The 13,350-nt window shown below is 58.0% G+C and carries 19 protein-coding genes and 1 riboswitch; of the genes, 9 read left to right on the plus strand and 10 right to left on the minus strand.

All coding sequences use genetic code 11. The features are described 5' to 3' along the window. Positions 1 to 6: 6 nt before the first annotated feature. Together gcvT and F617_RS0113230 are read right to left on the minus strand one after the other, a co-directional pair. A complete protein-coding gene (gene gcvT, locus F617_RS0113225; protein WP_013636050.1) occupies positions 7 to 1,146 on the minus strand; it encodes a glycine cleavage system aminomethyltransferase GcvT in 1,140 nt (379 codons plus the stop codon). A 154-nt stretch (positions 1,147 to 1,300) separates the two neighbouring features. Further along, a riboswitch (glycine riboswitch) is annotated at positions 1,301 to 1,388 on the minus strand. Positions 1,389 to 1,512: 124 nt separating this feature from the next. Then, positions 1,513 to 1,698, minus strand: coding sequence for a DUF3008 family protein (locus tag F617_RS0113230; RefSeq protein ID WP_003496099.1), 186 nt, complete (start codon positions 1,696 to 1,698; stop codon positions 1,513 to 1,515). A 173-nt stretch (positions 1,699 to 1,871) separates the two neighbouring features. Here F617_RS0113230 and F617_RS0113235 point away from each other — a divergent pair, with 173 nt between their 5' ends. Both F617_RS0113235 and F617_RS0113240 read left to right on the plus strand, forming a co-directional pair. Continuing rightward, positions 1,872 to 2,252 carry a hypothetical protein gene (locus tag F617_RS0113235; protein WP_019565560.1) on the plus strand — a complete coding sequence of 127 codons (381 nt, stop codon included), beginning with the start codon at positions 1,872 to 1,874 and terminating at the stop codon, positions 2,250 to 2,252. Between the two features lie 88 nt (positions 2,253 to 2,340). Then, the gene (locus F617_RS0113240) at positions 2,341 to 3,330 is read left to right on the plus strand and encodes a copper chaperone PCu(A)C (protein ID WP_019565561.1); all 990 of its coding nucleotides are present in this window, start codon (positions 2,341 to 2,343) and stop codon (positions 3,328 to 3,330) included. Positions 3,331 to 3,392: 62 nt separating this feature from the next. Here F617_RS0113240 and F617_RS0113245 read toward each other — a convergent pair whose 3' ends face one another. Further along, positions 3,393 to 3,821 (minus strand): plastocyanin/azurin family copper-binding protein, encoded by a 429-nt coding sequence (locus F617_RS0113245; RefSeq protein ID WP_019565562.1) that lies wholly within the window; start codon positions 3,819 to 3,821, stop codon positions 3,393 to 3,395. Between the two features lie 119 nt (positions 3,822 to 3,940). Beyond that, complete coding sequence (locus F617_RS0113250; RefSeq protein WP_019565563.1) at positions 3,941 to 4,231, minus strand: hypothetical protein; 291 nt, start codon at positions 4,229 to 4,231, stop codon at positions 3,941 to 3,943. A gap of 202 nt (positions 4,232 to 4,433) precedes the next feature. Between F617_RS0113250 and crcB the strand changes: the two genes are divergently transcribed. From crcB to F617_RS0113275, 5 genes are all read left to right on the plus strand, one after another. Beyond that, positions 4,434 to 4,811, plus strand: coding sequence for a fluoride efflux transporter CrcB (gene crcB, locus F617_RS0113255; RefSeq protein ID WP_013636055.1), 378 nt, complete (start codon positions 4,434 to 4,436; stop codon positions 4,809 to 4,811). 66 nt (positions 4,812 to 4,877) lie between these two features. Further along, the gene (locus F617_RS0113260) at positions 4,878 to 5,867 is read left to right on the plus strand and encodes an RluA family pseudouridine synthase (RefSeq protein WP_003512960.1); all 990 of its coding nucleotides are present in this window, start codon (positions 4,878 to 4,880) and stop codon (positions 5,865 to 5,867) included. A gap of 6 nt (positions 5,868 to 5,873) precedes the next feature. After that, entirely contained in the window at positions 5,874 to 6,542 is a 669-nt protein-coding gene (locus tag F617_RS0113265; RefSeq protein WP_003512962.1) for an HAD family hydrolase, read from the plus strand. A gap of 30 nt (positions 6,543 to 6,572) precedes the next feature. Then, on the plus strand, positions 6,573 to 7,367 hold the full coding sequence (locus tag F617_RS0113270) for an ATP12 family chaperone protein (RefSeq protein WP_003512964.1): 795 nt from the start codon (positions 6,573 to 6,575) through the stop codon (positions 7,365 to 7,367). Between the two features lie 60 nt (positions 7,368 to 7,427). Then, positions 7,428 to 7,916 (plus strand): hypothetical protein, encoded by a 489-nt coding sequence (locus F617_RS0113275; protein ID WP_013636057.1) that lies wholly within the window; start codon positions 7,428 to 7,430, stop codon positions 7,914 to 7,916. A gap of 21 nt (positions 7,917 to 7,937) precedes the next feature. On the opposite strand, the gene F617_RS0113280 is transcribed toward F617_RS0113275, so the two are convergent. The 4 genes from F617_RS0113280 to F617_RS0113295 are packed head-to-tail and all read right to left on the minus strand — an operon-like array spanning position 7,938 to position 10,780. After that, positions 7,938 to 8,723: a DUF3658 domain-containing protein gene (locus F617_RS0113280; RefSeq protein ID WP_081626714.1), complete on the minus strand. Its 786-nt coding sequence runs from the start codon at positions 8,721 to 8,723 to the stop codon at positions 7,938 to 7,940. 49 nt (positions 8,724 to 8,772) lie between these two features. Next, positions 8,773 to 9,606 carry an S-formylglutathione hydrolase gene (gene fghA, locus F617_RS0113285; RefSeq protein WP_019565566.1) on the minus strand — a complete coding sequence of 278 codons (834 nt, stop codon included), beginning with the start codon at positions 9,604 to 9,606 and terminating at the stop codon, positions 8,773 to 8,775. A 33-nt stretch (positions 9,607 to 9,639) separates the two neighbouring features. Then, a complete protein-coding gene (locus tag F617_RS0113290) occupies positions 9,640 to 10,299 on the minus strand; it encodes a DUF1345 domain-containing protein (RefSeq protein ID WP_013636061.1) in 660 nt (219 codons plus the stop codon). Between the two features lie 25 nt (positions 10,300 to 10,324). Next, positions 10,325 to 10,780 carry a YaiI/YqxD family protein gene (locus F617_RS0113295; protein ID WP_003512976.1) on the minus strand — a complete coding sequence of 152 codons (456 nt, stop codon included), beginning with the start codon at positions 10,778 to 10,780 and terminating at the stop codon, positions 10,325 to 10,327. Between the two features lie 166 nt (positions 10,781 to 10,946). Between F617_RS0113295 and F617_RS0113300 the strand changes: the two genes are divergently transcribed. Continuing rightward, positions 10,947 to 11,399: a DUF5680 domain-containing protein gene (locus tag F617_RS0113300; RefSeq protein WP_019565567.1), complete on the plus strand. Its 453-nt coding sequence runs from the start codon at positions 10,947 to 10,949 to the stop codon at positions 11,397 to 11,399. Positions 11,400 to 11,462: 63 nt separating this feature from the next. Here the strand turns inward: F617_RS0113300 and F617_RS0113305 are convergent, their stop codons facing one another. Next, positions 11,463 to 12,119 carry a peroxiredoxin gene (locus F617_RS0113305; RefSeq protein ID WP_003512980.1) on the minus strand — a complete coding sequence of 219 codons (657 nt, stop codon included), beginning with the start codon at positions 12,117 to 12,119 and terminating at the stop codon, positions 11,463 to 11,465. Positions 12,120 to 12,387: 268 nt separating this feature from the next. On the opposite strand from F617_RS0113305, the gene F617_RS0113315 reads away from it, so the two are divergent. After that, positions 12,388 to 13,038: a glutathione S-transferase family protein gene (locus F617_RS0113315; RefSeq protein ID WP_013636065.1), complete on the plus strand. Its 651-nt coding sequence runs from the start codon at positions 12,388 to 12,390 to the stop codon at positions 13,036 to 13,038. Positions 13,039 to 13,097: 59 nt separating this feature from the next. On the opposite strand, the gene F617_RS0113320 is transcribed toward F617_RS0113315, so the two are convergent. Then, positions 13,098 to 13,350: transposase domain-containing protein (locus F617_RS0113320; protein WP_019565569.1), on the minus strand; the 253-nt coding region annotated here is incomplete at its 5' end.

A 13,350-nucleotide genomic window follows, 5' to 3' on the forward strand; every position in this document is an offset into this window, starting at 1 on the left:
TGAAGATTATCGTTTGTAGGTGGGCTTGATGAAGGGCAGGGCAGCGACGGTGACGGGCAGATATTTGCCGCGCACTTCCGCAAAGATCGCCGTGCCGGGAGCAGTATAGGCCGCAGGGACGTAACCCATGGCAACGGGACCTTCGACCGACGGACCGAAGCCGCCGGAGGTTACTTCGCCGATTTCCGTCTTGCCTTCGGCATCCGCGAAAAGCTTGGAATGACCGCGCACCGGTGCCTTGCCCTCTGGCTTCAGGCCGACGCGACGGCGCGATGTGCCGTCCTTGAGTTCACCGAGAATACGCTCCGCCCCAGGGAAACCGCCTTCGCGATCACCGCCGGCGCGGCGCGCCTTCTGGATCGCCCATTCAAGCGAGGCTTCGATCGGGGAGGTCGTTGTATCGATATCGTTGCCGTAGAGACAAAGGCCAGCTTCAAGACGCAGGCTGTCGCGTGCTCCAAGCCCGATCGGCTCGCAATCAGGGTGCTCAAGCAGGGCCTTGGCGATCTCTTCCGCCTTTTCGGCAGGCACGGAGATTTCAAAACCATCCTCGCCGGAATAACCGGAACGGGAAACGATGCAGGGAACGTCGTGCAGCGGAACTTCCAGCACGTCCATGAACTTCATTTCGGAAACACCGGCCCAAAGCTCGGCCAGAACCGCTTCCGCGCGTGGCCCCTGAAGCGCAATCAGCGCCCGATCATCGAGAAGGGTAATGTCGCAAGTGTCAGAAAGATGCGCCTTCATATGGGCGACATCGGCGTCCTTGCATGCCGCGTTGACGACGACGAAAAGGTGATCTCCGCGATTGGTGATCATCAGATCATCGAGGATGCAGCCGTTTTCATCGGTGAAGAAACCGTAACGCTGGCGGCCTTCCTTTAGGCCGAGAATGTCAACCGGCACCAGTTTTTCAAGCGCGATTGCAGCGTCGGCATTGTTGCCCGACTTCGCCTTCACGATAACTTGGCCCATGTGGGACACGTCGAAGAGGCCAGCAGAGGTACGGGTCTGAAGATGTTCCTTCAGCACGCCCGCCGGATATTGCACCGGCATGTCGTAACCGGCGAAAGGAACCATGCGGGCGCCAAGGGAAACATGCAGGGAATGGAGCGGCGTGATTTTAAGCTCGGCGGTATCGTCCAAGGACGCCTCCAGGGTTGCGCGAAACATCGCGCGGGCTCAGGTCATGACGCGAAAAACGCGCCGGGTTCAAGAGCCCCCTCTGTCCTTGTCGCCTGAGATTGTTATCCCTTCGGCGAGCCGTCCTTATGAAAGGTGGCTTCTCTCCAGAGTTTCGTCGTCACCGGTGGTCCTTTTGCCTGAGAGTTTCCGGGGCGGTTGCTCCTTCGGCACCGCAATGAAGCGGTTTCTCCCAACGATGATGCGAGGCTCATTATCTTCGAAGCCCGGTCATTGGCAAGGACCAAATGACGCATCTGAACAGATTTTTGCTCCATCTGCGCCATCGCTGGCTAGATACACGGCGAGTTCCATGCGTGAGGCGTGCCGTCAGTCTGATTTTTTCTCCGGCAGACCCTTGCGCTTTGTCGACGCCAGTTCATCAAGTTCCTTTTCTGTCATGGACTTCTCCATGCTTTTTGAAGCACCTTGTAAACTGGATTTCTTGACTTCACCGCGTTTGGCGGCCAGCGCCGCACCCGCGGCTTTCTGCTGGGCTTTCGATTTGGCTGGCATGTCGGTACTCCTTCCGAAACGATCCGTATTGGAGAGGAAATGCCGCCCTGTATCGATTGTTCCGTTGAGCGGATGGGCCTGCGGCAAATTTCCCCTTTGAAATCGGAAGGAAAGAGGGGTATCGCCAGAAGATGGACGCAAATCGAAAACGACCGCTGACAAGGGTGGAGAAAATGCTTCGCATTTTCTGTGCGCTTTTGATGTTGTCGCTTGGTTTTGCCCACAAGCCCGCGCTCGCCGCGGCACCTGCCGTTCTTCTGGATGAGAGTTACCGGCTGCCGGACGGCACCTTTGCCGAAATCTGCCTAGGCCACAGCGGCGGGGTAAATGCCTCGCACCCCAATGACGGGCCCGCCCATTCAAGCGATGCGATCCTGTTTTGCGAGGCCTGCCTGCTGGCCTCGTCCATTCTCTTGCCGGTGCCCGATGCGGCCGGCTGGCTGAGGACTGAATTCGCCTGGCTCGACAATCGCCTGACCGCGGAATGGGGCTTTCACTTGGTCCAGACGATCCGCAAACCGTCCGCACGCGGCCCACCAACCCTGTCCGCCTGATCTCTTCGTTTCACAGGATCATCGCCGCCGGGTGGCGGCACGGAGCAGCTGCCCGGGCCAATGGCGCCGCAGTCGCAAGGACAAACAAATGAAAACCACCAAGATCATCACCTGCACCCTGTTCGTCGCCTCCGTCTCGACGGCGCAGGCCTTCGCCCATACGACCTTCGTTGACGGTTCGGCCGAACAGGAAAGCACCATCGTTGCCGCACTTCAGGTGCCGCATGGCTGCGATGGCGGACTTGCCACCACAGAAGTGCAGATCAAGCTGCCGGAAGGCTTCATCACTGCCAAGCCGCAGCCCAAGGCCGGTTGGGACCTTGAGGTCATCAAGGGCGACTATCAGAAAGCCTACAAGAACCACGGAAAGGACATCAAAAGCGGCGCGGTCGAAATCCGCTGGAAGGGCGGCAATCTGCCGGATGAATTCTATGACACCTTTGCCGTTCAGGGAAAAATCTCCGGCATAGAGGCCGGGCAGGACCTTCCCTTCAAGGTGACGCAGCTTTGCGGCGACAAAGGCAAGGTTTCCTGGGACGAGGTGGCGGCCGCAGGCGTCGATCCGCATTCGTTGAAAAGCCCGGCGCCGACCATCCGCGTTACCGCAAAAGCCCATGCCGGCGGGCATGATCATTCCGCTATGGCCATGGATATGGATATGGACGTGGTGAAGGCTGGCAGTCTCGAGCTTTCGGCTGGCGCGACAAAGGCGATGCTGCCCGGTCAGCCCGTGGGCGGCGGTTATGTGACGATCAAGAATACCGGTTCCAGCGACGACAAGCTGATCGGCGTCGAATCCTCCGCCGCCGGCCGTGCGGAAATTCACGAAATGGCCATGGTCAACGACGTCATGAAGATGCGCAAGCTGGATGACGGCATCGTCATTCCCGCCGGCGAGACAGTGGAGCTGAAGCCCGGCGGCCTGCACATGATGTTCTTCAACGTGAAGAAGCCGTTCGCCGAAGGCGACAAGGTGCCGGTGACGCTGATCTTTGAAAAGGCTGGCAAGGTCGAGATTGTGCTTTCCGCAGGCTCGGCCAAGGGTGGTGACGACAAGAACGCTCACCAGCACAACTGACGCAAAAAAGAGGCTGCCGGAACGCAATACTCATCCGGCAGCCTCAGCTTGTTCGACCAATATTATTTTGTAACAGTCAGCTTGGTCTGCATACCCGCTTCGTAGTGACCTTTTATGTTGCATAAGAGGAGATATGTGCCGGGCGTAAGCTTTGCCTTGAGCTGACCATCGCCGCCGGGCTTCAGGTCGGCCACTTCGCCAAGACTTTTAAGCTGTTTTTCATCGACACGGTGTTTCGCGGTATTGAGCGGTATTTTTTCGTCTGCAGACTTCAGCTTGACGAGCACCATTTCGTGCTGCTCGCTCATGGCATCGTTATGCACATGAAACACGGCTTCACCGGCTTTGACCGTCGTCTGGTCCATAACGAGTGTCATTGGTCCGCCACCTTCACCGCCTTCGGTGACCTTGATGGTCGTGGCCGCGAAAGCCGGCGCCGAAACAAGGAGCGCGATCGTGGTGGCTGTGACGTGACGGGCAATATAAATCATGATCTTCCTCCAGTTGGTACCGAAGGACTAAAATTTGAATCTGACAACAACCTGAACGGGCGAAATGCGCACCAAAAAACTCATAAATCGATTTAATAAATATGGATATAGAATTGATATTATAAGTTTTTATTGGATTGATTTTCTTCGTAGGCCTGCACGGCCTGATCGAGTGTTGTCTGGGGGGCGTGCCGATGGCTGGCGCTTGTCAGGAAATAGAGGGTCAAGGCCGGCGGCTTGATGGCGGTGAGCAAGGCTCTCAACTGGAAATCGTCTCCCTGTTCGGCCTTGCGCGCCAATTCGTGAATGGCTTCCTCAACCTCGCTTCTGCGCGATACACGCTGCGACGGCTTCACGGCCTCCAGTGCGTAGGCCGCAGTGTTTGCAGAAACGGAAAGAACCTGTGTCATCCAACCTCCGGCCATCCTTCGCCGACCCGTAAAACCGCAGATTAGCACCTGCTTCTTGTTGGAAGCCTAAATCGCGGACGTGCAATTTAATCGAGTTTTAATCGAAAAAAGGTCGGGACGAGGGGGTTTCACCACCCGTGGCTATGTTCTAGAAAACGTCTTCAACAGACCCGTCGGGTATTTCTCCGGAGACATTCCCCAAATGCTGAATATCGCTCTTGTCGCAGCAGGCGGCGCAATCGGTTCGGTTTTCCGCTATCTCGTGGGTCTGTTGAGTGTGCGCCTTGTCGGCATGACTTTCCCTTGGGGAACGCTGGCGGTGAATGTGGTCGGATCCTTTCTCATCGGTTTCCTGGTTGAGCTTGTTGCAAGGCGGCTGAACGCGTCCATGGAAATGCGTCTGTTTCTGGTCACCGGCGTTCTCGGTGGCTTCACCACCTTTTCGTCCTTCTCGCTGGATGCGGTAGCGCTTTTCGAACGTGGCGCGCTCGGCCTTTCAGCGGTTTACATCACGGCAAGCCTGGTGGTTTCCATCGCGGCGGTTTTTGCCGGGCTGGCCTTGGGCCGCAGTTTGTTCTAAAGGCTTGCTCCAAACGGTGCGCCGGATAACAGGGCGCGCGATCAAGACAGAGAGACTGGAAATTTCATGGCAGGTATCGAGCATATCAAGGTCGAGGCCGACGAGGCCGGTATGCGCCTCGATCGCTGGTTCAAGATTCACTATCCGGGTCTGGGGTTCGGGCAGCTGCAAAAGCTGCTGCGCTCCGGACAGGTGCGTGTGGACGGCGGCCGGGTGAAGACGGACGCACGGGTGCAGCCGGGGCAGATGGTGCGTGTGCCGCCTGTTGATTCCGACCTCAAGGTCAAAAGCGGACCGATCGGATCAAGGGACCTCAAACATTCGGCAGACGGCGAACTTCTGGCGCGCATGCTGCTGCATGAGGACGACAAGGTTCTGGTGTTCAACAAGCCGGCTGGCATTGCCGTGCAGGGCGGCTCGGGCGTCAACCGTCACATCGACGGGCTTCTGGAAGCATGGACCAGCCCGAAGGGCGAAAAGCCGCGTCTGGTGCACCGTCTGGACCGTGACACGTCGGGCGTGCTGGTAGTGGCCCGCACCCGAGGTGCTGCACAGAAGCTGACGGCCGCTTTCCGCGAGCGCGATACCAAGAAGACCTATTGGGCGCTGGTTCGCGGCGTACCGCGCAAGCATCAGGACAAGATTTCCACCTGGCTGGTCAAGGAGCAGACCCCCGACGGCGACCGCATGCGCATTGCCAAGCACGGCGAGGAGGGGGCAGATCACGCCATTTCCTATTACCGTGTTATCGATACCGCCGCGCAGAACCTCGCCTGGCTGGAAATGGAGCCCTATACCGGCCGTACCCACCAGCTCCGCGTTCACGCACTGCATATGGGGCACCCGATCATCGGCGATCCGAAATATTACATCGATGATCCGAACTGGGATTTTCCGGGCGGTGTACAAAAGCGTCTGCACCTGCATGCACGCCATATCGACATTCCGCACCCGAATGGCGGCCGGCTTCGCGTCAGCGCGCCTTTGCCACCGCATATGGTACAGACTTGGAACCTGCTCGGCCTCGACGTGGCCGATGGCGACAGGGAAGGCTGATATCAGATGAAACTCGTTCTTTTCGATTGTGACGGCACGCTGGTCGACAGCGCCGGCCTCATCCATGCCGTCATGGTCGATACCTTCGCCGATTTCGGAAAGCCACGGCCTGATATTGCACAGACCAAGGCAATTATCGGCCTGACGCTCGACATCGCCATCGCCCGCATGCTCGGTAAGGCGCATGTGGATGACGAGGCGCGCGCGATGACTGAGCGCTATCGGGAAATCTATCACCCGATCCGCGCCCGACCTGGCATGATCGAGCCGCTGTTCGACGGTATCGCGCCCTTGATCGACACACTCGCCAGGCGGGATGAGGTGCTGATTGGCGCGGTCACCGGCAAGGGCCGTCGCGGGTTGACCCATATTCTCGAAACGCATGGTTTTGCCGAGCATTTCATCGTGTCGCGCACGGCGGATGATTGCCCTTCCAAGCCGCATCCGGCCATGGTGATGGAATGTTGCCATGAAACCGGCATGGTTCCGGCCGACACTGTCGTCATCGGCGATGCTATCTATGACATGCAGATGGCAAAGGCCGCCGGCGCAAAGGCCATCGGCGTTGCCTGGGGCTACGCCTCGGTCGATGATCTCTGGAAGGCAGGCGCAGACGCCGTCGTCAGCCATCCGAGCGAAATTCCGGCCCATGTTCCCGCCGATATTCTTGAATGATCCTTTCTATTCGACTGATGAGGACGTGCCATGCGTGATCTCCTGAACGACCTTTCGGAAGGCCTCAGCCACCCCGATCCGATCCTTCGCGCCCAAATCCAGATGCAGCGGCCCCTGCCGAAACGTTTCTATAAGGACGTTACCGTTGCTGACGTGGAAGACGGCGGCTTCACCATCCATCTCGATGGCAAACCTTTGCGCACGCCCGCCAAGAAGCCGCTTGTCTTGCCATCGAAGGCGCTTGCGGATCTGCTTCGCGATGAATGGGATGCGCAGAAAGAAGTGGTGAACCCGGTCGTCATGCCGGTCTCGCGACATGTGAACACCGCCATCGACGGTATCGCCAGCGACACCCAGGCGGTTTTCGAGGACATACTGCGCTTTTCCTCTTCCGATCTCCTGTGCTACCGCGCAGGTCAACCGGAAGCGCTTGTGGCGCGGCAGGCGGACCATTGGGATCCGGTGATCGACTGGGCGGCCAATGTTCTCGGCGCACGCTTCATTCTCGTCGAAGGCGTCATGCATCGCGACCAGCCTCGGGAAGCCGTTGCAGCCTTTGCCGTGACGCTCAAAAAATACGATACGCCGATCGCGCTTGCCGCCCTGCACACCATGACGTCGCTGACCGGCTCCGCCATTCTGGCGCTGGCACTGGCAGAAGGGCAGTTGACGCTGGAGGAAACCTGGGCGCTGGCCCATCTTGACGAGGACTGGACCGCCGAACATTGGGGCGAGGACGAGGAGGCGCTGGAGCGCCGCGCCACCAGGCTCATCGACATGCGTGCAGCACTCAACGTTCTGGAGGCGTTGAAGAGCGCGCCTTAACGCTTTTCTAACCCTGATGACCGAATATGCGGTTACCTCACGTTAGGGGAGCCGCAGATCATGAACACTCGATTGAAACGCCTTGGCATTGTTGTGCTGGCGTGTTTCACGCTCATGTCTTTCAGGCTGGAACCAGAGGCGACCAATGCCGACCGGCTGCTTTATGATGTGCGCGGCGCCTTTGTAGCGGCACGGCCGGATGTAGCGCCGGCATTGATGCAATCCATTCATGCGCAACTACAGAATGCCATCAAAACGACGGCACGCGGCGAAATCAGACCGCGCGTTGTGCTGACCATTCGCCTCGCATCCGTCACCCGCGGCCCCTTCCTGTTTGGAGAACGGGCATCGGCCCGTGTCATCGTTCGTGCGGCCGCGGTGGCGACGGGCGAGGTTATCGCCGAGGCCAAATTCACAGCCACCGTCGTCAGCTTCGACAATCAGTCGATCGAGCAGGATCTCGCTTACGGCGTCGCGGAGCGCGTGATCCGCGAGTTCCGGCTGAGCCGACCCGGACCGACAACGCTCGCGACGGCGTTGTTTCCGTGATGCCACTCCAGGCAGGTTACCTTACTGCTTTTCTTCGGGTAATCTGATCAAGCACGAATGCAGGTCATACACATCGCCATCAGCTTCCAGCCGAGCCTGATCCACCAAGGTTTGAAGCCGCTCGGTCAGCATCAAACTTCCTGTCTGAAAATATGGGTCACAACTCTCCAACAGGGCATTTCCTACAATGTAAGCAGCCTTTCTCCATCTCGTGTCCGCCTGCTGCATCAGAAAAACGTCAAAATGGTCCTGATCTGCCGAGGCTAGGCCAGTCGGGGTTACGATACGGAAAAACGCATTTTCGTTTTGCAGCCGTGCCCATTCGTTGCGGTATCGGGCATCCTCTTCGGCAGATGCGGGTTGTTCGCTTCCAATCAATTTCGCCAGGCCTTCCGGCAGCAGTAGAGCAGCAGCTTTCGCAACTGTCGCCGTCGTATCCGCAATATCCTGTCCGTAAATTATAGGATGCAGGTTGGAGACGTCGATGACGTCGTAAGGCCGCCCATCCATGTGCGCTGCCCATGCAAGCCGAAATGCAAGTTCGCTTGATGAATATTTGCCAAACCAAAGTACGATCCGATCCTGAGCGGCATCGACCTGTTCCCAGAATCCGTCAAACTCACTTTCTGTCTCTGGCCAGTCTAAATATTCGTGCCACCACGCCATCCTCTTTGCCGACTTTATAGAAGCGATAGGTCCACAACTAAGATCGTCGCGGAATGCCAGAATTGCGTCGCCCGGTCTGCGCGCGGAGAGTGCCTTTTCAAGAGAACCTCTAGCCGATAGACTCGGTACGACATGCAACATTCTGATGCTCCACCGCTCTTTTACTTAAGCCCTGCGCGTTTATTGCCACTCAATCCAGTCGCTCGGCATGCCATTTCAGATGGTCATCCATGAAGCTGGAGATGAAATAATAGGAGTGGTCGTAACGCTCGTGCATGCGCAGCGTCAGGCGGATATCGGTTCCTTTGATCGCCTCTTCGAACAGCCAGGGACGCAGGCCTTTTTCGAGGAAACTGTCGGCCTTTCCCTGGTCGATCAGGAATTCCGGAAAACGGGCGCCGTCTTCGACCAGCGAGCAGGCGTCGTATTGCCGCCATGCGGCACGATCCGTTCCGAGATATTTTTCCAGCGCCGGTTCGGACCAGTCGGCAGAGGAGGGGGCGACGATTGGGGCGAAGGCGGAGCAGCTCTTGAAGCGGTCTGGGTTCTTAAGCGCAATCGTCATGGCACCATGGCCGCCCATCGAATGGCCGAAAATGCCCTGACGGCTCATATCCGCGCGGAAATGCTCGCCAATGAAGGCTGGCAGCTCTTCCGTCACGTAGCTGTACATATGGTAGTGTTCCGACCAAGGCTCCTGCGTGGCGTCGAGATAAAAGCCGGCGCCCTTGCCCATCTGCCAGTTGGTCACTTCATCAGGCACATCGTTGCCACGCGGGCTGGTATCCGGGCAAACGATGATCAGCCCGAGTTCGGACGCCATGCGGCGATATTCGCCTTTTTCCATGACATTGGCGTGGGTACAGGTGAGGCCGGAAAGATACCACAGAACCGGGCACGGCTCGTTGATCGCCTTCGGCGGCACATAGACTGCAAAGGTCATCTCGCATTTCAGGGTTTCGGATGGGTGCGAAAATACGCCCTGCATGCCGCCAAAGGCCGTATTTTGCGAGATGATATTCATGAAGCCATTCCTTTATGAAGAGTTTTTTCCGGTTCAGCCCGCAAGCGCGACCGCAGCATTGACCGCCGCTGCTACCAGAACCGTGTTGAAGAAGAAGGAGACGATGGAGTGCAACAGCGTGACCTTGCGCATCGGTGTCGTGGTTACAGCAACATCCGAGGTCTGCGCCGTCATGCCGATGACAACAGCGAAATAGAGGAAGTCGTAACCGCAGGGTTCCTTCGTTGCCGGGAAATCCATGCCGCCGCGATGCTTGCGCTTGCCATCAACGGTTTCCGGACGCCAGTAAAGATGGGCGTAGTGCAAGGCGGTCATGGTGTGGATTGTCAACCACCCGAAAATCACGGAGCCGAAGGCGAGCAGCAGCGTCCAGACGGTTTCGCCGGAATGGTTGAGTGCCTGGAAAAGTGAAACGACGGCGACGGTGGCAGCGATCAGCGTAATGGCGATGATGGCCATTGCCGGCAGGTCATCACTATCGGCATGCGCTTTCAGGTGCTGGGCCGTTAATTTCGGAAGCCGAAAGGCCACCAGCCCGAGATAGGTCAGGAAAAACAGAATGGCTGCAATTTCGATGGCGAGCGGCCGTGCGAATGCCAGCGCCAAGCCAAGGCCGAAGGCGCCAACAAAAAGAGCGACGAAGAAAGGCTTATGGCGGCTGTAGGTGTTGCTCTGCGGATTGGCCGGGGTCATGGGCTGCGCCTTCCTGTTTACGCGGTCATTTTTTGACACGGCGGCAGAAACGGTCAAGCGTCTCCAGAAAAGCAGACCGGTCGCGCGGCGAGAAAGCCGCGTTATATCCCTTGCTCTCACCGGTCTCGCGCAGGTGTGCGCCAAGGTCGCGCATCGCAGTTGCCATACCGATGTTGGTTTGGTCGAAAACGCGGCCGGTCGGTCCCGTCACCAGCGCGCCCCTGGCAACGCAACGCCCGGCGAGCGGCACATCGGCGGTAATGACGATATCGTTTTCGCCCGCACGCTCCGCAATCCAGTCATCCGCCGCATCGAAACCGGCCGATACGATCACGTTTTTCACCATCGGATCGCGCGACGGGCGCAAACCGGAATTGGCAACGAATGTCACCTCCAGCCCATGCCGTTCCGCCACCTTGAGAATCTCGGGTTTCACGGGGCAAGCGTCGGCATCGACATAGATTTGCGGGGTCTGCGACATGGGCACTCTTCGAGGATCATTTATGCATCGCTTTTAAGGGCAAACGCTGCGATTACCAAGCCCGCCATCTGTGAAAATATGGCGACAGGCAGGGTAAGGAATACGCTTGCGACCTTCACATAAGTCCAGTATGTTCACTTTATGTTCCTGATGTGAGGTATTCCCGATGCTGGAAGAATTCATCGTGCAGGCCAAGTCCGCCACTTATGTGGGCGGCGGCAACAAATCCTCGACATCCACCCGCATCGGCTCACACGACCTAGGTTTTCAAAGCGGCGACTGGCACTATATCGATAGCTATTTCGGCGGAACCGACTTCATCGGTCAGGAGGTCGTCTGGCATCAGGGAATTCCACTTTGGGCCATGAATTATTACGGCCGCATCATCCGCCCTGAGCTGATCGACGGCACGGTGGCGGGCAGGGTGATCCAGCGATCGCTTTCCACGCTATACAGGGAAGGGCGCTTCCTAGGCGGCTTCACCCACGAGGTTGAAGACATGATCTATGTCGATACCAATGAGGGCGAATTCCGGTCTTTTACCGGCGTGGAGCGCATATATCGGGACAGCGTTGAGTTGTACCGGCTCGACTACCACGGCGGCGTGATAGAGCCGTAGCTGCGCCGCGAGTAAGATCAAACAGGGACGATGGAAATCCATCGCCCCTTTATCGATTTCAAATCAGCCGGGCTGCTTCGTCTTGCGCAGGTATGGAAGAACCGTGTCATAGGAGCCGAAACGGGCAATCGCATCCTCGTTGGAGACGGCGGCGGTGATAATGACGTCTTCGCCCTGTTTCCAGTTTGCCGGTGTCGCCACCTGATGTTTAGAAGTCAGCTGGATGGAATCGATCGCGCGAAGAATTTCGTCGAAGTTGCGCCCGGTGGTCATCGGGTAGGTGAGGACCAGCTTGATCTTCTTGTCGGGACCGACAACGAAGACGGAGCGCACGGTGGCGTTGTCGGCCGGCGTGCGGCCTTCGGAACTGTCGCCCGCGCCCGCCGGCAGCATGTCATAGAGCTTCGCGACTTTCAGGTCCTTGTCGCCGATCAGCGGATAATCGACATTAAAGCCGGTCGCGGTGCGGATGTCGTTTTTCCATTTCTCATGGCTTTCGACCGGATCGACCGAAATGCCGATGATCTTGACGCCGCGCTTTTCGAATTCCGGCTGCAGGCCGCCCATCGCGCCGAGTTCCGTGGTGCAGACCGGCGTGAAATTCTTCGGATGCGAAAACAGGACCGCCCAGCCGTCGCCGATCCATTCGTGAAAGCTCACCGGACCGTGTGTGGTCTCGGCGGTGAAATCGGGTGCGATGTCGTTTATACGCAGGCTCATCTGATAGTTTCTCCCTAATGATTTAAATTGAAATCCTGAAGGTTTTGGCAATCCGCGTCCGGCGGAGGAGCTTAGAGTTTTTGCGTGAAATGGCCAGCCCTTTCCACGGCAAACGGCACGCTAATGACCTGTCATGGAAACGTACAAGGATTGTTTTCGTTCTGGCAAACGCCTATTCTGACGCGCTGCCTTTTCCGGCCGGCGCAAAAAGCTGATGCTCGACCACAATGAGCCAATAGTCTCCAAACAGACGCGATGGGGAACAGCAATGACGATCACGATCACCGCTTTTGAACGCTCGCCCGATGGCGGCAAGGGTCTGGCCCGCGACATGCGCGTCCGCTGGGCGCTGGAGGAAGCGGGGCTGTCCTACGATGTTCGCCTTCTCTCCTTCAAGGCGATGCGGGAACCTGCGCATCTGGCACTTCAGCCATTCGGACAAATCCCGACCTATGAGGAGGGCGACCTCGTACTGTTCGAATCCGGCGCGATCATTTTCCACATCGCGGAGCGCAATGCCGGCCTGTTGCCGCGGGATGTGAATGCGCGGGCACGGGCGATAACCTGGATGTTCGCCGCGCTCAACACGGTGGAGCCGCCAATCGTTGACCGCTCGATTGCCCGGTTTCTGGAGGGCGACAAGAGCTGGTACGAAGAGCGCTTAGCGATGATCGATAAAAATATCAGCAAGCGGCTCGGCGAACTCTCCCGCTGCCTCGGTGACGACGACTGGCTCGACGGTGCGTTCAGCGCTGGAGATCTGTTGATGATATCGGTGCTGCAAAGGATAAAAAGCTCAGGCATCCTCGACGAATATCCAAACCTTTCAGCATATGTGGCTCGCGGTGAGGCGCGTCCGGCCTATCAACGCGCCTTTGCCGACCAGCTTGCCGTCTTCAAGGCCGCCTCAACCGGTTGAACGTCGGTGAATAGCGAGAGCCTTAGGTAAGAACGTAAGCCTCCGGTGAAGGCCACAGGTCAGGCAGCTTGAGCGTTGACGGTCGGCGGCGTCCAATTCCACGGAAGCAACTGCTCCAGCCTGATAATCGGCGTGTCGGCGATGCGGGCAAGAACGTCGGCCAGCCACGCCTGCGGATCGATGTCGTTGAGCTTTGCCGTCATGATCAACGTGGCCATGAAGGCTGCACGATCCGCGCCGCGGTCTGATCCGGCGAAGAGCCAGGACTTCCTACCGAGTGCGAAGCCTCGCAGGGCTCGCTCCGCGGCGTTG

This window comes from Agrobacterium sp. 10MFCol1.1 (assembly GCF_000381165.1).
Taxonomy (GTDB): domain Bacteria; phylum Pseudomonadota; class Alphaproteobacteria; order Rhizobiales; family Rhizobiaceae; genus Agrobacterium; species Agrobacterium tumefaciens.